We start from the raw sequence: 21,017 nt of genomic DNA, 5'->3' as shown, positions 1-21,017 counted from the left end.
CCGAAGGGCGCCGCATCTTAGTTGGTTCTGCTCAGACCTGTCAGGGTCGCAGACCATCGCTCGGCCGCGCGAACGGCGATGCCGGAATGACGCACCTCGTATTCCGGGTCGACGCAGCGCCTACGAGCGGGACGCCAAAGCGACAGGATAAAAAACGCGCCGGATCTTCCCGGTATTACACCAGGGGTCCGCGCAGGCAACATCGGATGAAGACATTCCCCGATCGCTCCTCCCTGCCTTTATGGCTCGCGCCCGCCGTGCGTGCTCGCCCGGCCCTTGAATCCTTAGAAGGGCCTCATGAAGAGAATGTTAGTCAACGCGACTCAGGAAGAGGAGTTGCGCGTAGCACTGGTTGATGGACAACGAATATACGACCTGGATGTAGAAGTCCCGTCACGGGAACAGAAAAAAGCCAACGTTTATAAAGGACGCATCACCCGCGTCGAGCCCAGCCTGGAAGCCTGCTTTGTCGACTACGGCGCGGAGCGCCATGGCTTTCTGCCGCTGAAGGAAGTCTCGAAGGAATATTTCAAGGACGGCCAGTCGCCGGGCGGCCGCGGCAACATCCGCGACCTGTTGAACGAAGGCCAGGAAGTCATCGTCCAGGTCGAAAAAGAAGAACGCGGCAACAAAGGCGCCGCGCTCACCACTTTCATCAGCCTCGCCGGCCGCTTCCTGGTGCTGATGCCGAACAACGCCCGCGCCGGTGGCGTGTCGCGTCGAATCGAAGGTGAAGATCGCGAGCAGCTGCGCGAAGCCCTCGACCAGGTACAAATTCCCGACGGCATGGGCGCCATCGTGCGCACCGCCGGCGTCGGCCGCTCCGCCGAAGAGCTGCAATGGGATTTGGATAACCTGAAGGAAGTCTGGAATGCAGTGGCCGGGGCCGCCGAAGGCAAAGCCGCGCCGTTCCTGATTTACCAGGAATCCAAAGCCATCATTCGCGCGCTGCGCGACTACCTGTCCGATGACATCGGCGAGATCCTGATCGACAACCAGGAGATCTACACCGAAGCGCAGCAGTACATGCAGCGCTTCATGCCTGCCGGCCTGCGCAAGCTGAAGTTCTACGAAGACAGCGTACCGCTGTTCACGCGCTTCCAGATCGAGAACCAGATCGAGTCGGCGCACTCTCACAAGGTCAACCTGCCCTCGGGCGGCTCCATCGTCATCGACCCGACCGAAGCGCTGGTGTCCATCGACATCAACTCCGCGCGTGCGACCCGCGGCGGCGATATCGAAACCACCGCGCTCAACACCAACCTCGAAGCCGCAGATGAAATTGCGCGTCAGCTGCGCCTGCGCGACCTCGGCGGCCTGATCGTCATCGACTTCATCGATATGGAGTCGCAGAAGAATCAGCGCGCCGTCGAAGATCGCCTGCGCGACGCCGTGAAACAGGATCGCGCCCGCATCCAGATCGGCCGGATCTCGCGTTTCGGCTTGCTGGAGCTGTCGCGGCAGCGTCTGCGTCCGTCGATCGGCGAGTCCGCGAGCATCAACTGCCCCCGCTGCAACGGCATGGGCTCGATTCGCAGTGTCGACTCGCTGGCCCTGGCCCTGCTGCGCTTGATCGGCGAAGAAGCGCGCAAGGACCGCACCGTCAAAGTCATTGCCCAGCTGCCGGTGGAAGTCGCCACGTATCTCATGAACGAGAAACGCGAGTGGCTCAACAACATCGAGCACAAGAGCGCCGTGCAAGTGGTGATGGTGCCGAACAAGTACATGGAGACGCCCGCGTACGAAATCCGTCGCGTGCGCGATGACGAAGCGGGTCTGCCGGAGAATTCGGCAATCAGTCATCAGATTCCAGTCGCTCCGCAGCCCTCCGCCGAAGAGGTCGCCAAGCGCGAAGAGCGCGCCGCCGCGGCTCAACCGGCAGTCGTGACTTCGACGGTTCCGTCGATTCCCCCGCCGCCGACCATCGCGATGGAAACAACCATTGCCCCACCGCCGAAGCCCGAGCCGGTCGAGCAGATCGGCATCTTCGTGAAGCTGTGGCGCTTCTTCTTTGGCACGGGCACGGGCACGGGCGCGGCGCCCGCGCCTGCGCCGGAACCGGTGCGTCGTGATAGCTCGCGCGCTCGCTCCGACGGCGGGCATCGCCGCGATCGTGATCGTCATGGTCGTGACCGTGGCGGTGATCGCGATCGTCAGGGCCGTGGCTCGCGTGATCGTGACCGAGATCGCGGCGGCAAGCAGGAACAGCGCTCTGACAAGCCGGCGCAAGAAGCTCGTCGCGACGGTCATCAACAGCGCCAGGATCGCAAGCCGCACGGCGCCGAAGGCGGCCGCAGCGAAGGTCGGCAACAGCAGCAACAACAACGTCAGCAACAGCCTCAGCGCGCGCCCGCCCCTCCGGCAGCCGCTGCATCGGCTGAAGGTGCAGCTCCGGCAGCAGCCGGCGCCGCTCCGGGTGGTGATGCTCAGCGCTCTGGCGAGCGTGGAGAGAGAGGTGAACGCGGTGAACGCGGCGAGCGCGGCGGACGCGGTCGTCGTGGCCGTCGTCGTCGCGGTCGTGGTCGCGGTGGCGATGACGTTGGCGGCGGCCAGGGTGGCGGCGAAGGCCAAGCCCAGGGCAGCGGCCACGGTGACGAAGGCCACACCCAGGACAGCGGGTCGGGTGACCATGCTCCGTCCGCGCCTCGTGAATCGAGTTCGGGCGGTAGCAGCGACTTCAGCAGCGGCACACCCAGCCGCTCCGAATCGCAGCCGCGCTCCGAGCCCCCTCGTGCCGAAGCCCCGCGTTCCGAAGCTGCGCACGAGCATGCGCCTCGTTCGGAGGCGCCTCGCGAACACGCACCTCGCTCTGAGGCGCCTCGTTCCGAAGCTCCTCGCGAACACGCGCCTCGTGAGCATTCGAGCGAGTCATCCCCTGCTCCCGAACCAAAGCCTCGCGAGTCCGAGTCTCACGCGCCGGCCGCAGCGTCGAGCGGTAGTGAGAAATACACTGTGTGGAGCTCATCGCCGTCGAGCAGCAGCAGCTCGTGGGGCGGTTCGGGCGGCACGCGTCGCGACGAATAATCGAGCGTCGTTCGATTAGAAGGCTGGCGGGAGACCGCCAGCCTTTTTTATTGGCCGGCGCTTTTGATTTGTATTAGCGGCGCATCGTGCGCAGCTCGGCCAACAGGCCCTGCGCGGCTTCTTCCAGCAGATCCAACACTTCCTCGAAGCCCTGTGCGCCACCGTAGTATGGATCGGGCACGAAGCGGGATGGCGCGTGCGGCGCGTATTCCATCATCAAACGAATACGCTCGTGATGAATCGCCGGCGCGCGACGGCGCAGCTCCTGCAGATTCTCCTCATCCATCGCCAGAATGAGATCGTAGCGATCGAAATCTTCGGCCGAGACCATGCGCGCGCGTAGCGACGTAAGATCGATGCCCCGGCGCCGGGCCGCTTCGATCGAGCGCCGGTCCGGCGGAGCGCCGATGTGATAATCGTGCGTGCCCGCGGAATCGATTTCGATCTGCAGGTCCGGTGCGTGGGTCGCCAATACATGGCGAAACACGCCTTCCGCGGATGGCGACCGGCAAATGTTTCCCATGCAAATAAACAGGATGCGCTTGACGCTGCGTGTTCCCATGATCATGCGGCCCGGTGTGGCCCTCGACGGTGGCGCTACGGTACGAACCATTGTAATCGCGTCCATACCCGGGTACGAATGTCGCCATTCAGCGCTTTGCTGATGGCGTGCAGCGCCGGCGCCCTAGTCGGAAATGCGAATGGGCGTTCATGGGGTGCGTGCGTACAAGAGCAGTGACATCGGCCGAGGACGGCCATACCACGGCCACTCATGCCGAAGTCAGCGCATTACTTCGCGGAGGGCGATCGCGTTCGCGCAGCGCGCCGCCCTGAATTTCCCGACGGTACGGTCCTGAAACTGATGGACCTGGGTTATCTACTGATCCGCTGGGACAGCGATGTGCTCGAGACCGCCCATCACTCCGAGCTCACCAGGGTGAGCGACGGGCGCCCCGGATCCTGATATCAGCTTGCGCCGAGCACCGCGCGCACTCGGATGAGATCGCTCTCGGTGTCCACGCCCGTGGGCGGCGGCACAGCAGCCACAGCGACGACCAGCTTCATTCCAGCTTGTAACGCCCGCAGTTGCTCCAGCTTCTCTGTGAGCTCGAGTTCCGCTGGCGACAACGCCGTGACTCGCTGTAAAGCTTCGACGCGATAGGCATAGATGCCCAAGTGACGCTGTGCGCCCGCGAAGCTCACCTGGCTCGTCAATCCTTGCAGCGCTCCGTCGCGATTCCATGGAATCGGCGCACGGCTGAAATACAGCGCGGCGCCGTCCTGGTCCGTCACGACCTTTACGACATTGGGATCGAGGAATTCGTGCAGGCTGTTGATCGGCGTCGACAGCGTCGCGATGTGGGCATCGGCGTGCCGTTCGAGCAGACCCGCCACCTGCCCCACCAACGCCGGCGGCAACAAAGGTTCGTCGCCTTGCACGTTCACGACGATGGTTCGTTTATCCCAGCCGCGCTGACTGGCAACTTCGGCGATACGATCGGTCCCTGAAAGATGGTCGGCGCGGGTCATCACCGCGATCGACTTTTGCGTACCAGGATCGATGGCCGCAGCGGCAATGCGCTCGTCATCCGTGGCGACGAGCACTTCGTCAGCCCCGCTCTGTGCCGCAGCCGAGATCACCCACTGAATCATCGGCCGGCCGCCGATATCGAGCAGCGGCTTCGCCGGCAAGCGCGCCGACGCGTAGCGCGCCGGAATGACGACTTTGAATGTCACATCAATCCTTCAGCAACGGATCCATCGGCTCGAGCGTGCGAGCCTCGTCTTCGAGCATGACGGGTATGCCGTCGCGAATCGGATAAGCAAGCCGATCGGCACGGCAGATCAGCAGCTGCTGCGCCTTCGCATACTGCAAAGGGCCCTTGCAGAGCGGACAGGCGAGAATGTCGAGCAATTTGGAGTCCATGGACGCTCCATTGAAATTAGTGAGCCGCCAGAAGGCGATCGAGCAAACGATCGATGGCCTGCGCATCCGCCTCGCCGATCGCGACATCCAGGCGCACGGCCCAGCAATTCGCGAGGCGCGAGGCATCCGCGCCGGGCGGGCATTTTACTGCATCCTTCTCGGTCATTAGCACTGGCGCGCCATCCGGAAACGCAATGTCCGCTTCGGTCAGCCGGGCGTGGTCGGGTAAAGGATGCGCATCCACGGTCAGACCGAGCCCGGTCAGCGCGTCGAAAAACGCTTTTGGATTGCCGATGCCGGCAATGGCGTGCACGCGAGATCCCACGAAACTCTGCAAATCCCGGCGCTCGCCGGTCCCGAGAGATACCGCCTCGCCGAGCACGGGTGTGGTCACGATTGCGTTGGGAAGCGCAGTGGATGACGGCGACTGTGCGCGTCGGGTGAGCACCTTCAGAGCCACGCTATCCAGACGACTCGGCGGCTCGCGCAGCGGCCCGGCCGGCAGCAGCCGGCGATTCCCCAGGCCGCGCCGCTCGTCGATGACCGCGATCTCGATGTCGCGCGCCAGGCGATAGTGCTGCAAACCGTCATCGCAGAGAATCACTTGAGCGCCGCGCTCGATGGCTCGCTTCGCGGCGGCCACTCGATCTGGCCCCGCCACGACCAATGCACCCGTGCGTCGCGCCAGGAGCACAGCTTCATCGCCGACTTCATCGGCCGAAGTTTCGCTCGTCACATCGCGAGGCCACTGCGCAGACGTGCCGCCGTAACCCCGCAGAACGATGCCAACCTGCACACCGCGAGCCCGCAGCCGCTCAGCAAGCCAGATCGTCATGGGAGTCTTGCCAGTGCCCCCGACTGTGATGTTTCCAACAACGATCACCGGGCGTGACACGCGGAACGATTGAGACCAGCCGCGTCGATAAGCCGCACGGCGAACACCAGCGACGGCACCGAACAACCAGGATAGCGGCAGGAGCAGCGCCGAGAACCACTGTGCGTGGCGCTCGTACCAAACTCGCTGGAGGAAGGCGTCCATCAACAACGCCCCATCACCCGTCGCCACCGAAGGTTGTGACGTTTACGCAGTGATGGCTGCAAAAGGCTCGAGACCTGGCGACGCGCCACGCTCATGCATTGAACTGCATCGCATGCAGCATCGCGTACTGTCCTTGTTTCGCGATCAGCTCGGCGTGCGTGCCGCTTTCGATGATCCGGCCGGCTTCCATGACCAGAATGCGGCTGGCTTTCTCCACCGTCGAGAGCCGATGCGCGATCACCAGCGTCGTGCGGTTGTGCATGAGCTCTTCGAGCGCCGCCTGAATGAAGCGCTCCGACTCGGTATCCAGCGCCGATGTGGCCTCGTCGAGAATCAGGATCGGCGCATTCTTCAACAACGCGCGCGCAATCGAAATTCGCTGCCGTTGCCCACCCGACAACAGCACACCGCGATCGCCGACCATCGTATCGAGCCCCGCCGGCAGCTCGCGAACGAAGTCCATGACCAGCGCGGCTCGAGCGGCCCGCTCGATCTGCTCATCGGACGCTTTGCGACCGAAGGCGATATTGGCGCGAATCGTATCGTTGAACAGCACGACGTCCTGGCTGACGACCGCAATCTGCTCGCGCAGACTCTGCAATTGATACTCGTGCAACTCGTGGCCGTCGACTCGAATCGTGCCCGAATCCGGCTCGTAGAAACGCGGCAACAAATTCACCAGCGTCGACTTGCCGCTGCCCGAGCGGCCGACGATGGCGACCACCTCGCCCGCCGCGACTTTCAGACTCACGTCGTGCAGGGCCGCGCCCTTGCCGACCGGGTACGTGAAGGAAATATCCTGGTACTCGATATCGCCGCGCACCCGCTCCGCAACCAGATTGCCGCCTTCGGGCTCGGCTGTCTCATCGATCAACTGGAAAATACTCTGCCCCGCCGCGATACCCTGCTGCAACGGTCCGGACACACCCACCAGCGAGCGCAGCGGTTGCGCGATGCCGACCAGAGCAACGAAGAACGCCAGCAGGTCGCCCATGCTCATGCGCTGATTGATCGCATCCGAAATCGCGATGGACAGCACGATGGCCGAGCCGGTCGCCGTCACCATCTGCACCACCGGATTCGACAAGCCCTTGGTGAGCACCAGGCGCATGTGCGAACGGCGGTTGTGCTCGTTCACGCCTTCGAACTGCGCAGCCTGATAGTTCTCGGCGTTGTAGACCTTGATGACCCGCGGCGCTTCCAATGTTTCTTTGGAGACGCGCGTGATATCGCCCATCGAGTCCTGGATGCGGTGGCTGTAGCGACGGAATTTCTTGTTGATGATGCCGATCAGCCACGCCACCAGCGGGCCCATGATCAACGCAATCGCCGCCAGGCGCGCATTGAAATAAAACAGCGCCACGATGGAGCCGATGATGGTCAGCGCCTCGCGCAGCGTGATCAATATCGAATCGGTCGACGCCTGGCCGATCTGCTCGGTGTTGTAGGTGAGCTTGGTCAGCAGCACGTTGCTCGAGTTGCGGTCGAAGTAACTCACGGGCAGATGCACGATGCGCTCGAACACCTGGCCGCGCAGCCGCTTGACGATGTGCCTGCCGACATAGCCCATGCAATAGGTCTGAGTGAAATCGCCGAGGCCACGCAACAGGAACAAACCGATCAGTGCCAGCGGCAGCCAGACGATGGTGCGCGGATCGCGATTCTCGAAGGTGCCGTCGCCGAACACTTTGGCGAACGCGGTGAAGCTGACCATGCTGATCGAGAACACGATCGCGCCCACCATGCCGAGCGCAAACATGCCGCGATGAGGTCGCAGATAGCCGATCAGGCGCTTGTAGGTCTGCCAGGCGTCATCCGGCATGGAACCCTTGGAGGCGCGCTCGGATCGTGACATGGGGACAGAGACGTTCTTGTTGTCGTCGCTATTGGCCTGCGGCCGAGCTGCTCTGGTCGTTGACTGTTGCAATGCTGATAGCCTTGAATCCGAGGCGCCCGAGCACGTCCATGGCCGTCACCACCGACTGATGCGTGCTGCGCGCATCGGCCCGGATCGTGACCGGCAGGTCGCGCCGCTCGCCGGCAAGCTTGGAAACCGCAGCCGACAAGGTTGCGGGGCTGGTGTTGATCAACACCTGGCCATTGACACGATACTCGCCGGTGGCGGTCACGGCCACCTCGATCGGATCCTTTTTCTGGTCGGCCGCCGGCTCGTTGCTGGCCTGGGGCAGCTGCAGCTTGATGCGGGACTCGTCGACGAACGTGGTCGACACCATGAAAAAAATCAGCAGCAGCAACACCACGTCGATCAGCGACGTGAGGTTCATTTCCGGTTCTTCGTGGTCCTTCTGTCGCAGGTTCATGCGGCTTCCCGCGACTGGCCTTCCAGGGCCTCGACCAGCTTGATGGCCTCTTTTTCCATCTGCACCACCAGCGTCTGCACGCGGCCGCGCAGGTATTTATAGGCCAGCAGCGCCGGAATGGCGACCGTCAGGCCCGCAGCGGTGGTGATCAGCGCCTCGGCGATGCCGCCGGCCAGGCTGGCCGGATTGCCGATGCCTGCGGTGGTGATGGCATTGAAGGTGCGGATCATGCCGAACACCGTGCCGAGCAGACCCATCAGCGGCGACAGCGAGGCGATGGTGCCGACCGTGCCGATGAACCGATCCAGCTCGTGCACCACGTGCCGGCCGGTGTCCTCGATGGCCTCGCGGATCACGACGCGATCGCGATTGCGATTGGCCAGGCCCGCGGCCAGGATCTTGCCCAGCGGCGAGTTCTGCTGAAGCGCCGCGATGTGCTTGTCCTGAATCTGCCCCTGCTCCACCCAGCGCCACACCTTCTCCGTGAGATCCGAGGGCAGCACTCGCTTGGATTGCAGAGTCCAGAGACGTTCCAGAAAAATGGCTGCGGTCACGATGGAGGCGAGGATGATGGGCCCCATCATGATGCCGCCGGCTTTCACGATTTCGAACATGACAGTGTTTGCTGTGACCGTGTATAGGGAGCCGGGTTATTCGCCGCAGTCTAGCAGCTTTCGCAGAAGCAGCATCACTGCCGGGTCCAGTACCTTCGCTGTGTGTGACGCTGCTCGCGAACTTGCACATTCGCTGCATCCATCTGCGGCTCGAAAACGACGCTGATTGCGCCGCTCGCGCCGGTGTCGTAACAGCGCGCGCCCGCTGCTCGCCAGCGCGCCACCACGTCCGGACGCGGGAAATTCCAGCGATTACGATAACCAGTGGAAAAAATCGTCACATCCGGTCGCACGGCGGCGACGAATAGCGTACTCGACGAAGTGTCGCTGCCATGATGGGGCGCAACCACGACCGTTGCGTGAGGCAGTCCCCGTTCCAGTAGCTGACGCTCGGCGTCGGCCTCGATGTCGCCGGTCAGCAGCGCGGAGCCCGCGCGTCCGCGGATCAGCAACACACAGGAAGCGTCGTTGCCACTTTCAGGGAATGTCTGCTCTCCGGCAGGCCCGTCCGGATGAAGGACAGTGAACCACACGCCGTCCCACTGCCACTGCTGCCCGCGCTCGCAGCCCGTGCTGCCCGGCGGCGCCTTGATCACCGAAGGTCCAACAGCAAGCGCGCGGACCGGCAGTCCGGCCAGCAGATCGGACAAGCCGCCGCTGTGGTCCTGGTCGCCATGACTCACCATCAGCAAGTCGACGCTGCGCACATCGCGATAGCGCAGAAACGGCAGCACAGCCAGTTCCGCAGCGCTGCGGCCAGATTGATACGACGGCCCGGTGTCGTACACCAATGTGTGTGAATGCGTCCGCACGACCGCAGCCAGGCCCTGCCCCACATCGAGCACGGTCAGCTCGAACGTACCGGGCGTTGGCGTCGGTGCGCGATAGAACATTATCGGCAAGCACAGCAGTACGCCGGTCAGGCGCAACGGCCAGATCGCCGGCAACATCAGTAACAAGACGCCGGCGACCAGCGCGACAAAGATGGGCAACGACGGCTGCGGCGCGTGCCACACCGCTAACGGCTGCTGAGCAAGCCATTCCAGCACCGGCCATCCAGCATCCAGCAGCAGTAAAGGAAGCTTGAGCAGCAACGCACCCAGCGACGGATGGATCATCGCGGCCAGGGTCCCGACCAGCACGCCCGGTACGATGAGCAGCGTGAATGCCGGAATCGCCAGCACATTAGCGACCGGCGCCACCAGCGACAAATTGCCGAACGACAGCAACAACACCGGGAGCAAGCCAATCGTCACTGCCCATTGCACACGGCTGAAGCTCGCAATCATGCCTGCGCGCATCAACCGCCCCGCGGTCGCCATGAGAATGACCAGCACCGCGACGAACGACAGCCAGGCGCCCACCGCCAGCGTCGCGAACGGATCGAGCAGCAGAATGACGAGCAGCGCCAGGCTCAGCGACCGGCCGATGGCCAGCGGCCGCCGCCACCATCGCAGACCGAAATAAATACACAGCATGACCAGCGTACGCTGCGTGGGAACGGACATTCCTGCGAGCACCGAATAGATCGCTGCGGCCGCCAGGCCGGCGAGCACTTGACCGTGCATGGCCGTCAAGCCCAGCGGCTGCGCTCGACGCCAACGGACGATGCCACCGCCGGCCCAGGCCGCGAGCATCGCGACCATACCGATGTGCAGACCGGAGATCGCCATCAAATGAGTCGTCCCGGTCGCAGCGAAGACGCGCCACTGCTGCGCTTTCATCGCGCTGGTATCGCCAATCGCGAGTCCCTGCAGCACACCGAGCATCGGATGATCGCCAACCGCGGCGGCAATGCGGGAACCTATCCAAGCGCGCGCTCGAGCGATGACATATCGGCGTGTGGCGACTTGCAATCGTCGGTTGTCGTCATCATCTCGGACGTAGCCGACCGCGCCGAACCCCTCACGAAACAAATGACCTTCGTAATCGAATCCACCCGGGTTGGCGAACCCATTGCGACGCTTCAAACGAACCGTGAGCTGCCACTGTTCGCCCGGCTGCGGAATCGATGGCGCGCGATACCAGGTCAAGCGCAGACGTTTTGGAACTTTGGCTGCCGCATCCACCACATCGAACGCGAACTGCGGATCGACTTTCGCGTCCGGCAACGAAGCGATGAAGCCACGCACAGTCAGATCCCGACCTTCGAGCGCGGGCGACAAATCATCCGCCAGCCGCGCAGCTGCATGACCCCAAGCCCACACGATGCCCAGCAGAGCCGCAATCGACGCCGTAGCAATACTAAAATCGCGTGCCTTGCGCGCTGCGCAGTGTCTCCCTACGAGCAACACCGCGAGTGCAAGCACGATGCAAACGAGCCATGCAAGCGCCGGCAAGTGCGGCAAACCATGAATCAGGCAATGGCCTATCAGAAATCCAAGAGCGACCGCACCCATCGCGCCTCCTTGCGCATGCACAAATCCGTCGCGGCTGGCCGGCGCGACTGAGATAATCCGTGTCCGCGCCCACCCCGGCTCACTGAATGCCCCGACAATTCTTCAAACCGCTCAGCCGCCAGCGCCATCGCTGGAAAGATCGCTGGTTCATGCGGCCGTTCCGCCTGCTGCTCGAGCATCCGGTGTACTGGAGCTTGAACCGGCGCAACGTGACCCGCGCGTTCGCGCTCGGTTTGCTGGTCGCCTTCGTGCCCATCCCGGTGCACTTCCTGCTCGCCACGATCCTGGCGCTGTCGTTGCGCTTGAATGTGCCCGCGGCGATCTTCGGCACATTCCTGGCCAATCCGCTCACCATGGTGCCCATGTATATGGCGGCCTACTGGGTCGGCTCCCAAGTGCTCGGCGTCACCGCTCATCCCATCGCCTTCGCCATGACCTGGGAGTGGCTGACCACACAGCTGCTGCCGATCTGGAAGCCGTTCCTGCTGGGATGCCTGGTGCTGGGCGTGACCGCGGCCGTGTGCGGCTACGTGCTACTCGGCGGCGCCTGGCATCTGAGCCTGGTGCTCAAATATCACGAGCGCAAAGGCGCGAATAACCTGAAAGCGTCGGCGAAAGCCGAAAAATAGGCTAGGAAATGAATTTCATCCGTGCAGCTGGCCGTCGCTCAACGTGAGCGAGCGTTGCAGCTGTGCGGCCAGTTCCGGCGCGTGGGTCACGATGATCAGCGCCGTGCCCAGTTCTCGATTCAATTCCAACATCAGCTCGAACACCTGGCGCGCGTTCGCCCCGTCGAGATTGCCCGTGGGCTCGTCCGCCAACACGATCGGTGGACGCGTCACTAGCGCGCGAGCCACGGCGGCACGCTGACGCTCTCCACCCGACAACTGTCCGGGCCGATGTTCGAGACGCGAGCGCAACCCGACGCGCTCCAACAACTGACGTGCCTGCGTGCGCGCCTCTTCCACTGGCACGCGACGGATGAGCAACGGCATCGCGACGTTCTCCAACGCCGTGAACTCGGGCAACAGATGATGGAACTGATACACGAAACCCAGCGCCCGATTGCGCAGATCGCCGCGCTCCTTGTCAGAAAGCAGGCTGATTTCCTGACCCGCGATCTTGACCGTGCCCGAGGTCGGCAGATCCAAGCCGCCCAACAGCTGCAGCAGCGTGGTCTTGCCCGACCCCGACGCACCGACGATGGCGACACGCTCGCCCGGATGAATCGTGAAATCGATGCCTTTCAGCACTTCCACGCGGGCGTCGCCCTGCTGAAAATGCTTGGTCAGGTTGTTACAAGCCAGAACCGGATCGGACATGAAGTTCTCTTTGTTCTCAATCGTGCCGCAGTGACTGCGCAGGTTGCGTCCGTGCCGCGCGCCACGCCGGATACAACGTCGACAGCGAGCACAGCAGGAAGGTCGTCACACTGATCTTGATCACATCCGGCCACAGCACCGTCGCCGGCAGGTCGCTGATGTAATAAACCTTCGCGTCCAGGAAATGCACGCCGAGCACCGCTTCGAGGCCGTGGATCAATGTTTCCAGGTTGACCGAAATCAGCACGCCGAGCGCGACGCCCGCGACCGTGCCGATGAAGCCGATCGCCGTCCCTTGCGTCATGAAGATGGTCAGAATGCCGCGCGGCGACGCGCCGATGGTGCGAAGAATCGCAATATCGGTGCGCTTGTCCTTCACGACCATGACTAGCGTCGACACGATGTTGAACGCCGCGACCGCGACCACGAGCAGCAGGATCAGGAACATCGCCGACTTCGTGAGCTGGATGGAGCGAAAGAAGTTCGCGTGCTTGCGAGTCCAGTCATCGATGTAGTAACCGCCACCGAGCGATAGCGCCAGCTCGCGCACCAGGTGAGGCGCGAGAAACATGTCCGTAAGCTTCAGGCGCAAGCCGGTCACATCGTCGCCCATGCGATACAGGCGCGCCGCGTCGTTCAGATTGATATAGGCGAGATTGCGATCGAACTCGTACATCGCGGCATTGAAGATGCCGACCACCTTGAACGCACGATGGAGCGGCATGACGCCCAGGGGCGTCGTCCTGCGCAGCGGCGTGACCACCACGACCCGATCGCCCAAGGACACATTCAACGTCTTCGCCAGCTCCACGCCGAGCACGATGCCGAAGTCGCCGGCCTTGAGCTCTTCGAACGACCCTTGCGCCATCTTTTCGGTGATCGATGTGACTTTGCGCTCGTAGTGGGGCAACACGCCAGTGACCATTGCACCGCTGCTCTTGGGGCCTGCCATCAGTAAAGCCTGCGCCTCGATGTAGGGCGCGGACGCCACCACTTCTGGGTGCTCGCCGATCTTCGCCGCAGTCCCCTGCCAGTCAGGCAGACCCGAGCCGAACGCGCTGATCGCAGCGTGCGATGTGAGACTCAGAATGCGATCGCGCACCTCACGCTCGAAGCCGTTCATCACCGACAGCACGACGATGAGCACCGCCACGCCGATGGCGATGCCGAGCATGGAGATGGTCGAGATGAAAGAAACGAACCGGTTGCCGCGATTCGAACGCAGGTAGCGGCGGCCGATCAGGAACTCGTAACGCTTACTCATAGCGCAACGCTTCCGCAGGCTCGGTGGCCGCGCCCCGCAGCGACGGATAGATCGTCGCCAGCACCGTGAGCACCAAAGCCGTGAGCGTGATGCCCATGACCTGCGGCCATTGCACCTCCGAGGGCATATCGGAGATCACGAACACGGTCGGATCGAACACCTTCGCGCCGAACAAACGCTCGAGGAACGGCACGATCGTAGAAACATTGAACGCCAGCAGCAGTCCGACGAGCAGGCCCAGCAGCGCGCCGAACCAGCCGATCAATACGCCTTGCGTCATGAATACGCCAACGACGGCGCGCGGCGTCATGCCGACGGTGCGCAAAATCGCGATGTCGGTGCGCTTCTCGTTCACGACCATGACCAGCGCCGCAATGATGTTGAATGCAGCGACAGCGACGATGAGCATCAGGATCAACGTCATCATGGTCTTCTCGATACGCACCGCGCGGAAGTAGCTGGCGTTCTCGATCGACCAGTCGCTCACTTTGAACTCGCCGCCGAGTGCCTCGTTGATCTGCGGTGTGCGCACGGGCGCGGCGAAGATGTCGTCGAACTTCAAGCGCAGTCCATTGGGCAGGCCATGCGTTCCCGCAAGCCCCGACGCATCCTGCAAATGAATCAGGGCGAGCACGTTGTCCTGCTCCTGAGCGCCCGCCTCGAACACGCCGCTGACAATGAAGTTCTGAATGCGAGGCCTGAGATCGATGCCGCTCACCACGCCCTCGCCCTGGGCCGACATCGCTGGCACGAGCACTGTGATCTCATCGCCCACCCGGGCATCGAGTGCGTAAGCGAGACCGGCGCCCAGGATGATGTGCTGCTCACCCGCGATCAGATCGGTGAAGCTGCCGACCTGCATGTGCGCGCCTATGTCGGAAACCTGCGACTCGATCTGCGGATCGACCCCGCGGATCAGCGCCGCTCGCATGTCCGCGCCTCGCCCAAGCATGCCTTGCAGATCGATATAAGGAGCGACGCCGACGACGCCCTCTTCCTTGCGGACCCGATCCGCGAGCGCCGGCCAGTCCTGCAGTTGTTCAGGTTCGCCGGACAGGGTGGCATGGGAGGCCAGGCTCAGCAGGCGCCCCCGCATCTCGCCTTCCAGCCCGTTCATGACCGAAATCACGGTGATCAGCGCCGCCACCCCGACGCAGATGCCCAGCATCGAAACCCAACTGATGAATGAGACGAAGAAGCCTTGGCTGCGGCTGCGCACGTAGCGCAGCCCGATGTAAAGCGGCAGGGGGTGGAACATGTCACTCCTTTCGGGCGGGCAAGGCTACCCTGGCCCGGCCGTTATGGAAACTGGCCCCGGAAATGTGAACTGCGACAACAAATTGGGGTGTCGCGCTTGGCCCTTATGTAAGCCCTGCAGTACAGTCGCCGCCGGTCCTCGGTTGCGCCGGCTGACGGCGCACAGCAGGACCGGATTGTCGTCCCAGGAGGGTGTCATGAGCTTTCAGATTCGCCCGAAACTGCGCTCCAAGCTGCCGCTGCTCGCGGCCCTGGCCGTGTCTGCGGCCGCTACGGCTGTACAGGCCGATGAGCTGACCACCCCGCCCGCTCCCTCCGCTGGCCAGCAGACCAATGTGCCGGCCCGTGGCACGTCCATGGAAAAGGTCGAAGCCCAGTTCGGCGCCCCCAGCGAGCGCCTCCCGGCCGTCGGCGAACCGCCGATCACGCGCTGGAAATACCCTGGCTTCGAGGTCTATTTCGAGCATCAGCTGGTCATCCACACGGTCGTCTCGGCCAGCTGACCGGCCCCCAGCCGCTCACCGCCAACCGCTCTCTGGTAGAGTCTTTGCCCCTTCGGGGACGCCGCGAGGCGTCGACCCGAGTGTCCGCTATTTGGAACTGACACCCGCGCCCATATTTCAGGCGAGCGATGACCGACTCCGACCGTCCGATTCTTCCCAGCCGTACACAACTGCAAGTTCGTTGGGGCCAGCTCTACGGCTCCGCAACTGCCCTGTGGTTAGCCGAGGCCGCGCGCAAATCCTCCCAACCGATGCTGGTGATCGCGCACGACGCGCGCGCCGCCAGTCGCATCGAGGATGAGCTGCGCTTTTTCTGCGAGCCAGGGACGCCGATCGAAACGTTTGCGGGCTGGGAAACGCTGCCCTACGACCTGTTCTCGCCGCACCCGGACATCGTTTCGCAACGACTGCGATTGCTCTCGTCCCTGCCCCGGCTGACCAAGGGCATCGTTATCGTCGATCTGGAAACCATGCTGCAGCGGTTGCCGCCGCAGGCATACATCGATGCGCACGCGTTCGATCTGCGGACCGGCGAAACGTTCGATGTCGCCGCGTTCCGCGACCGCCTGGCCGGCGCCGGCTATGTCTCGAGCTCACAAGTGATGGCGCCTGGCGAATTCGCGGTGCGCGGCTCGATCGTCGACCTGTATCCGATGGGCAGCGACTCGCCCTATCGCCTCGACATGTTCGATGACGAGGTCGAGTCGATTCGTAAGTTCGATCCCGAAACTCAGCGCTCCGGCGACAAAGTGCCGGCGCTGCGTTTGTTACCCGCTCGCGAATTTCCGCTGACCGCCGAGGGCATTCAGAACTTCAAGCGCCGCTTCCGCAATCGCTTCCCAGGCGATCTCACGCGCATGTCGATCTATCGCGATATCGCCGAAGGCGCGCCGCCCCCGGGCATCGAATATTACTTGCCGCTGTTCTTCGACAAGACGGCGACTCTGCTCGACTACCTGCCCCCGAACACCATCATCGCCGTCGAGCGCGAGATCGACTCGATGGCGACGCAGGCGTTCACCGAGGTCGAGAACCGTTACGAGCAACGCGGCCACGACGTGGATCGACCGATCCTCCTGCCGCGTGAAGTGTTCATGCCGGTCGCCGAGTTCATGCAGCGCATGACCTCGTATCGACGCATCGAGCTGTCGCGCGTCGAGCTGGATCCGCTGACGCAAACATTGCCCTACCAGAACTTTGCTACTCGTGTGCCGCCGAGCCTGCGTGTCGATCAGCGCAGTGAAGAGCCCGCGCGCGAGCTGGTGAATTTCGTCAGCGCGTTCCAAGGACGCGTATTGCTGGCGGCCGAATCCGCTGGTCGACGCGAGATGCTGATCGACCTGCTGTCCAAGAGCCACCTGAAGCCGCAACTGGTCGAGAGCTGGTCGGCCTTCGAGGCCGGCGACGATCGGCTCGCGATCACGGTGTCGCCGATTTCGACCGGTCTGCAGCTCGATGACCCGCCGCTTGCGCTGATCGCAGAGGAACAGTTGTTTGGTGAGCGCGCTCGGCAGGAGCGCCGTCGACGCCGGCCGGAGCGCGATCCGGAAAAGATCATTCGCGATCTCACCGATCTGCACCCTGGCTCGCCGGTGGTGCACGAGGAGTACGGCGTCGGCCGTTTCGTCGGCCTGGCGACGCTGGATGTCGGCGGCCTCACCAGCGAGTTCCTGGTGCTGGAATATGCCGAAGGCGACAAGTTATATGTTCCGGTGCAGGCGCTGGACCTGGTCAGCCGCTACACCGGCGCACCGGCCGAACATGCACCGCTGCACAAGCTCGGCGGCGATGCCTGGGAAAAGGCGCGCAAGAAAGCTGCGCAGCGCATTCGCGATACGGCAGCCGAGCTGCTGGATTTGTATTCGCGGCGCGCCGCGCGTCAGGGCGAACAATTGCTCGCGCCTGAAGACGATCTGCGTGCGTTCGAAGCTGCATTCAAGTTCGAAGAGACACCCGACCAGGCGGCCGCCATTCGTTCGGTGGTCGACGATCTCGGCAGCGGACGCCCCATGGATCGAGTCGTCTGTGGCGACGTGGGCTTCGGCAAGACTGAAGTAGCGCTGCGTGCGGCGTTCGTCGCCGTGCAGGCGGGCAAGCAGGTCGTGGTGCTCGTGCCCACCACGCTGCTCGCTCAACAGCACTACCAGACATTCGCCGACCGCTTCGCCGATTGGCCGGTGCGCGTCGAATCGTTGTCGCGCTTCCGTACGACCAAGGAAGTGAATCAGGTCATGGAGAGCCTCGAGTCCGGTCAGACGGACATCGTCGTCGGCACGCATCGTCTGTTGCAGTCGGGCGTGAAGTTCGCGCGGCTCGGCCTGCTCATCATCGACGAAGAGCACCGCTTCGGCGTCAAAGACAAGGAGAAGCTCAAACAGCTGCGCGCCGAAGTCGATGTGTTGACGCTCACGGCAACGCCGATTCCGCGTACGCTGAACATGGCCATGGGTGGCCTGCGCGAGTTGTCGCTGATCACGACCCCGCCGGTATCGCGACTGTCGATCAAGACGTTTGTTTCGCAGTGGGACACGGCGACGATCCGCGAGGCCTGCCTTCGCGAAATCCGCCGCGGCGGTCAGATCTATTTCCTGCACAACAGCGTCGACACCATCGAGAAGACAGCTCGCACATTGGCCGAGCTCGTTCCGGAAGCGCGCATTGCCATCGGCCATGGCCAGATGCGCGAGCGCGAGCTGGAACAAGTGATGCTGGATTTCTATCACCAGCGTTCCAACCTGCTGGTGTGTACGACCATCGTGGAGAGCGGCATCGACGTGCCGTCCGCCAACACCATCATCATCGATCGCGCCGATAAGCTCGGTCTCGCACAGCTGCACCAGCTGCGTGGACGCGTCGGTCGCTCGCATCACCAGGCTTACGCGTATTTGATGACACCGCCGCGCAATTTAATGACGGCCGATGCGGTGAAACGTCTGGAGGCGATCGAATCGCTCGAAGATCTGGGTGCAGGCTTCACGCTCGCGACTCACGACCTCGAGATTCGCGGCGCCGGCGAATTGCTCGGCGAGGAGCAGAGCGGCCAGATCCAGGAGATTGGTTACGCGCTCTACATGGAAATGCTGGAGCGCGCGGTCAATGCGCTCAAGTCCGGCAAGGTGCCGCAGCTCGATCAGCCGATGCACCAGGGACCGGAAGTCGATCTGCACGCGCCGTCGCTGTTGCCGGATGAATATCTGCCCGACGTGCATTTGCGCCTCGTGCTGTACAAGCGCATTGCCGCCGCCAAGACGAGCGAGGAGTTGCGAGAGCTGCAGGTGGAGATGATCGACCGCTTCGGCCTGCTGCCGCCGCCGGCGAAGAACTTGTTCCGGATCGCCGAGTTCAAACAAGCGGCGCGCACGCTCGGCTTGCGCAAGATCGACATCGGCCCGGGCGGCGGCTCGGTGACGTTCGAAAGCGACACCAAGGTCGAGCCGGGTACGCTGATCCGCTATGTTCAGCGCAACTCCCGCACCCATCGACTCGAAGGCGGCAACAAGCTGAAGTTCACGATGAACCTCGAGCAGGAAGAGCTGCGCTTCAACCAAGCCGAACAATTACTCGCCGAACTCAGCAAGGCGACGCCCACCGCCGCCGAGCTGGCAGCGGAGAAAGCGCGCGAGAAGACGATCGCCGCCGCCGCGAGCAAGGCCAATCCGCCACCGAAGGCTCCGGCGCCGAAGCCGACCGTGAGCTACAAACCCACCTCGGGCAAGCGATTCAAACGCTGAGCAACTGGTAAACTCATCGCATGAGCCATTCAGCTTTCTTCACTCGCATGGGTGCCCGCCAGCGCAAGCTGGGCGTGGCGGTGTTGCTTGCGGCATTCATGTCTGTGAGCTCCGCCGTTGCCCAACAAGCGGCGCCGATTCAGTCCTACGACGTCGAGCTGCTGATCTTTCGCAATCTCGGCGGGCGGGAGACGCCGGAAAGCTGGGGCATCGAAGCGACCGATTCGGGCCAGCAGATGGATATTCCTGACGACGAGTCTGAACCGGCAACAGCGCCAACGACCGCGGCGCCGCCGGTCGCAAGCTACCCTGCCCTGCCTGCCGCAAAGATGAAGTTGACTGCCATCGAGGAAACATTGCGTCGCAGCCGTGCTTATCAGCCGCTGGCGCATATCGGCTGGACGCAACCGGGTTACGCGCGGAACGCGGCTAAATATCTGTCGGTGAGCTCTCTGGTGCCGGCGTCGTCGGGATTGCAGGGCCAGATCGCGTTGTCACGCGGCCGTTATCTGCATCTCACATTGGATCTGGTGCTGGATGGCGCGGCGACGGGCGATGGCTCCAGCTATGTGCTGCGACAGACGCGTCGCATGCGGAGCAACGAACGTCATTACATCGACAGCCCGAAGTTTGGCGTGATCGCGATCATCACGCCGAGCACTGAATGATCAGTCAGCCTCGCGGCTGACGACGCGATTGCGCCCCAGCTCCTTGGCGTCTTTCAGCGCCTTCAGCGCCATTTCATAAACTCGTTCAGGCGCCGCATCGTGCGGCGGCACCAGCGACACCACACCGCAGCTCGCTGTCACGTAGCGCGAAACGTTCGAACGCGGATGATGAATGGCCAGGTCGCGCACTCGCCCGAGCACCGCTTCAGCAAGCTTCGACGCCTGGGCCAGATCCAGCCCCGTCGTCACGGCCGCAATCTGGTCCTCATCGAACCGGCCGCACAAGTCGCTCGCGCGGCGGAAGCAGCCGCTGATGACTCGCGAGATGCGCTTGAAGGATTGATCGGAGCCGTTCTTGCCGAACGTCTCTTTGTAGGTGAGGTAACAATCCAGGTCGAAGACCAGGAAGCTCAGGCGCCGCGACTCGCGCTGGGCGAGGCCCCAGTCGCGCTTCACCAATTCATCGAAGTACGTCCGGCGCAGCAGGCCGGTGAGCTTGTCGTCTCGCAGATAGGCGAGCATGGTCTGCGTGCTCAGCGCCGGGTCGGTCTTCTCGGTCGACTCGCGCAGCCGCAGGCGATCGCCGCCCTCGCGGTGGAAACCTGCGAAGTGCGTCACATTACCGTTGGCATCGCGCAGCGGCTGAATGTTCACTTCGTTCCAGAACATCGTGCCGTCCTTGCGGTAATTGCGCAGCGTGGTCTGCACCGACACACCCTGCCGCAGCGCCGTCCGGATCTTCTCCAGCCCTTCCTGTTCATGGTCCTCGCCCTGCAGGAAACGCAGGTTGCGGCCACGCATGTAATTGGCGTCGTAACCGGTGAGCTTCTCCATGGCGGCGTTCACGAAGATCACAGGGCGATCGGCAGCCCGGGCATCGCAAATGACCACGCCATCCGGGGCGGATTCCACCAGGCTCTGCAGCAGTGTTGCGTCGACGCTCATATG

At 63.2% G+C, this 21,017-nt stretch carries 18 protein-coding genes; 6 read left to right on the top strand and 12 right to left on the bottom strand.

The window, feature by feature from the left end:
* Positions 1-297: 297 nt before the first annotated feature.
* Positions 298-3,024, top strand: a complete 2,727-nt coding sequence (gene rne, locus EK373_RS25505; protein ID WP_129647239.1) for a ribonuclease E — start codon at positions 298-300, stop codon at positions 3,022-3,024.
* Positions 3,025-3,097: 73 nt separating this feature from the next.
* On the opposite strand, the gene EK373_RS25500 is transcribed toward rne, so the two are convergent.
* Complete coding sequence (locus tag EK373_RS25500; protein WP_129647372.1) at positions 3,098-3,586, bottom strand: low molecular weight protein-tyrosine-phosphatase; 489 nt, start codon at positions 3,584-3,586, stop codon at positions 3,098-3,100.
* Positions 3,587-3,796: 210 nt separating this feature from the next.
* Here EK373_RS25500 and EK373_RS25495 point away from each other — a divergent pair, with 210 nt between their 5' ends.
* Positions 3,797-3,988 (top strand): hypothetical protein, encoded by a 192-nt coding sequence (locus EK373_RS25495; protein WP_129647237.1) that lies wholly within the window; start codon positions 3,797-3,799, stop codon positions 3,986-3,988.
* 2 nt (positions 3,989-3,990) lie between these two features.
* Here EK373_RS25495 and kdsB read toward each other — a convergent pair whose 3' ends face one another.
* The 7 genes from kdsB to EK373_RS25460 all read right to left on the bottom strand — a co-directional run bounded on the left by kdsB (position 3,991) and on the right by EK373_RS25460 (position 11,324).
* Complete coding sequence (gene kdsB / locus EK373_RS25490) at positions 3,991-4,761, bottom strand: 3-deoxy-manno-octulosonate cytidylyltransferase (RefSeq protein WP_129647234.1); 771 nt, start codon at positions 4,759-4,761, stop codon at positions 3,991-3,993.
* A gap of 1 nt (position 4,762) precedes the next feature.
* Positions 4,763-4,951 carry a Trm112 family protein gene (locus EK373_RS25485; RefSeq protein ID WP_116813761.1) on the bottom strand — a complete coding sequence of 63 codons (189 nt, stop codon included), beginning with the start codon at positions 4,949-4,951 and terminating at the stop codon, positions 4,763-4,765.
* 16 nt (positions 4,952-4,967) lie between these two features.
* Entirely contained in the window at positions 4,968-5,990 is a 1,023-nt protein-coding gene (gene lpxK, locus EK373_RS25480; protein ID WP_129647232.1) for a tetraacyldisaccharide 4'-kinase, read from the bottom strand.
* 91 nt (positions 5,991-6,081) lie between these two features.
* Entirely contained in the window at positions 6,082-7,845 is a 1,764-nt protein-coding gene (msbA, locus tag EK373_RS25475; protein WP_198683635.1) for a lipid A export permease/ATP-binding protein MsbA, read from the bottom strand.
* Between the two features lie 28 nt (positions 7,846-7,873).
* Complete coding sequence (locus EK373_RS25470) at positions 7,874-8,311, bottom strand: ExbD/TolR family protein (RefSeq protein WP_129647230.1); 438 nt, start codon at positions 8,309-8,311, stop codon at positions 7,874-7,876.
* A complete protein-coding gene (locus tag EK373_RS25465) occupies positions 8,308-8,925 on the bottom strand; it encodes a MotA/TolQ/ExbB proton channel family protein (protein WP_129647228.1) in 618 nt (205 codons plus the stop codon). The genes EK373_RS25470 and EK373_RS25465 overlap by 4 nt, the downstream gene beginning before the upstream one ends.
* Before the next feature lie 74 nt (positions 8,926-8,999).
* The gene (locus tag EK373_RS25460) at positions 9,000-11,324 is read right to left on the bottom strand and encodes a DNA internalization-related competence protein ComEC/Rec2 (RefSeq protein WP_129647226.1); all 2,325 of its coding nucleotides are present in this window, start codon (positions 11,322-11,324) and stop codon (positions 9,000-9,002) included.
* A gap of 86 nt (positions 11,325-11,410) precedes the next feature.
* Between EK373_RS25460 and EK373_RS25455 the strand changes: the two genes are divergently transcribed.
* A complete protein-coding gene (locus EK373_RS25455) occupies positions 11,411-11,953 on the top strand; it encodes a DUF2062 domain-containing protein (protein ID WP_129647224.1) in 543 nt (180 codons plus the stop codon).
* A 15-nt stretch (positions 11,954-11,968) separates the two neighbouring features.
* Here the strand turns inward: EK373_RS25455 and lolD are convergent, their stop codons facing one another.
* Genes lolD through EK373_RS25440 form a run of 3 tightly spaced genes read right to left on the bottom strand, consistent with a single transcriptional unit; the run spans position 11,969 to position 15,168 of the window.
* On the bottom strand, positions 11,969-12,646 hold the full coding sequence (gene lolD, locus EK373_RS25450) for a lipoprotein-releasing ABC transporter ATP-binding protein LolD (protein WP_129647222.1): 678 nt from the start codon (positions 12,644-12,646) through the stop codon (positions 11,969-11,971).
* A 16-nt stretch (positions 12,647-12,662) separates the two neighbouring features.
* The gene (locus EK373_RS25445) at positions 12,663-13,910 is read right to left on the bottom strand and encodes a lipoprotein-releasing ABC transporter permease subunit (protein WP_129647220.1); all 1,248 of its coding nucleotides are present in this window, start codon (positions 13,908-13,910) and stop codon (positions 12,663-12,665) included.
* Positions 13,903-15,168 carry a lipoprotein-releasing ABC transporter permease subunit gene (locus EK373_RS25440; RefSeq protein WP_129647218.1) on the bottom strand — a complete coding sequence of 422 codons (1,266 nt, stop codon included), beginning with the start codon at positions 15,166-15,168 and terminating at the stop codon, positions 13,903-13,905. Before EK373_RS25440 ends, EK373_RS25445 begins: the two co-directional genes overlap by 8 nt.
* A 196-nt stretch (positions 15,169-15,364) precedes the next feature.
* Here EK373_RS25440 and EK373_RS25435 point away from each other — a divergent pair, with 196 nt between their 5' ends.
* The 3 genes from EK373_RS25435 to EK373_RS25425 all read left to right on the top strand — a co-directional run bounded on the left by EK373_RS25435 (position 15,365) and on the right by EK373_RS25425 (position 20,069).
* Complete coding sequence (locus EK373_RS25435) at positions 15,365-15,670, top strand: hypothetical protein (protein WP_129647216.1); 306 nt, start codon at positions 15,365-15,367, stop codon at positions 15,668-15,670.
* Between the two features lie 128 nt (positions 15,671-15,798).
* Positions 15,799-19,401, top strand: coding sequence for a transcription-repair coupling factor (gene mfd / locus EK373_RS25430; protein WP_129647214.1), 3,603 nt, complete (start codon positions 15,799-15,801; stop codon positions 19,399-19,401).
* Between the two features lie 20 nt (positions 19,402-19,421).
* A complete protein-coding gene (locus EK373_RS25425; protein ID WP_129647212.1) occupies positions 19,422-20,069 on the top strand; it encodes a CsiV family protein in 648 nt (215 codons plus the stop codon).
* On the opposite strand, the gene EK373_RS25420 is transcribed toward EK373_RS25425, so the two are convergent.
* Positions 20,070-21,014 carry a GGDEF domain-containing protein gene (locus EK373_RS25420; RefSeq protein ID WP_129647210.1) on the bottom strand — a complete coding sequence of 315 codons (945 nt, stop codon included), beginning with the start codon at positions 21,012-21,014 and terminating at the stop codon, positions 20,070-20,072.
* Positions 21,015-21,017 lie beyond the last annotated feature (3 nt).

Source organism: Peristeroidobacter agariperforans, assembly GCF_004138335.1.
Taxonomy (GTDB): domain Bacteria; phylum Pseudomonadota; class Gammaproteobacteria; order Steroidobacterales; family Steroidobacteraceae; genus Steroidobacter; species Steroidobacter agariperforans.
Note: the sequence above shows the minus strand (reverse complement) of the source record. Positions and strands in the feature narration are given on the sequence as shown.

Bases quoted from the DNA above. Each gene is read 5' to 3' on its own strand.
- rne (WP_129647239.1), top strand. From the start codon at position 298: ATGAAGAGAATGTTAGTCAACGCGACTCAGGAAGAGGAGTTGCGCGTA.
- EK373_RS25500 (WP_129647372.1), bottom strand. From the start codon at position 3,586: ATGGGAACACGCAGCGTCAAGCGCATCCTGTTTATTTGCATGGGAAAC.
- EK373_RS25495 (WP_129647237.1), top strand. From the start codon at position 3,797: ATGCCGAAGTCAGCGCATTACTTCGCGGAGGGCGATCGCGTTCGCGCA.
- EK373_RS25485 (WP_116813761.1), bottom strand. From the start codon at position 4,951: ATGGACTCCAAATTGCTCGACATTCTCGCCTGTCCGCTCTGCAAGGGC.
- lpxK (WP_129647232.1), bottom strand. From the start codon at position 5,990: ATGGACGCCTTCCTCCAGCGAGTTTGGTACGAGCGCCACGCACAGTGG.
- msbA (WP_198683635.1), bottom strand. From the start codon at position 7,845: ATGTCACGATCCGAGCGCGCCTCCAAGGGTTCCATGCCGGATGACGCC.
- EK373_RS25470 (WP_129647230.1), bottom strand. From the start codon at position 8,311: ATGAACCTGCGACAGAAGGACCACGAAGAACCGGAAATGAACCTCACG.
- EK373_RS25465 (WP_129647228.1), bottom strand. From the start codon at position 8,925: ATGTTCGAAATCGTGAAAGCCGGCGGCATCATGATGGGGCCCATCATC.
- EK373_RS25460 (WP_129647226.1), bottom strand. From the start codon at position 11,324: ATGGGTGCGGTCGCTCTTGGATTTCTGATAGGCCATTGCCTGATTCAT.
- EK373_RS25455 (WP_129647224.1), top strand. From the start codon at position 11,411: ATGCCCCGACAATTCTTCAAACCGCTCAGCCGCCAGCGCCATCGCTGG.
- lolD (WP_129647222.1), bottom strand. From the start codon at position 12,646: ATGTCCGATCCGGTTCTGGCTTGTAACAACCTGACCAAGCATTTTCAG.
- EK373_RS25445 (WP_129647220.1), bottom strand. From the start codon at position 13,910: ATGAGTAAGCGTTACGAGTTCCTGATCGGCCGCCGCTACCTGCGTTCG.
- EK373_RS25440 (WP_129647218.1), bottom strand. From the start codon at position 15,168: ATGTTCCACCCCCTGCCGCTTTACATCGGGCTGCGCTACGTGCGCAGC.
- EK373_RS25435 (WP_129647216.1), top strand. From the start codon at position 15,365: ATGAGCTTTCAGATTCGCCCGAAACTGCGCTCCAAGCTGCCGCTGCTC.
- mfd (WP_129647214.1), top strand. From the start codon at position 15,799: ATGACCGACTCCGACCGTCCGATTCTTCCCAGCCGTACACAACTGCAA.
- EK373_RS25425 (WP_129647212.1), top strand. From the start codon at position 19,422: ATGAGCCATTCAGCTTTCTTCACTCGCATGGGTGCCCGCCAGCGCAAG.
- EK373_RS25420 (WP_129647210.1), bottom strand. From the start codon at position 21,014: ATGAGCGTCGACGCAACACTGCTGCAGAGCCTGGTGGAATCCGCCCCG.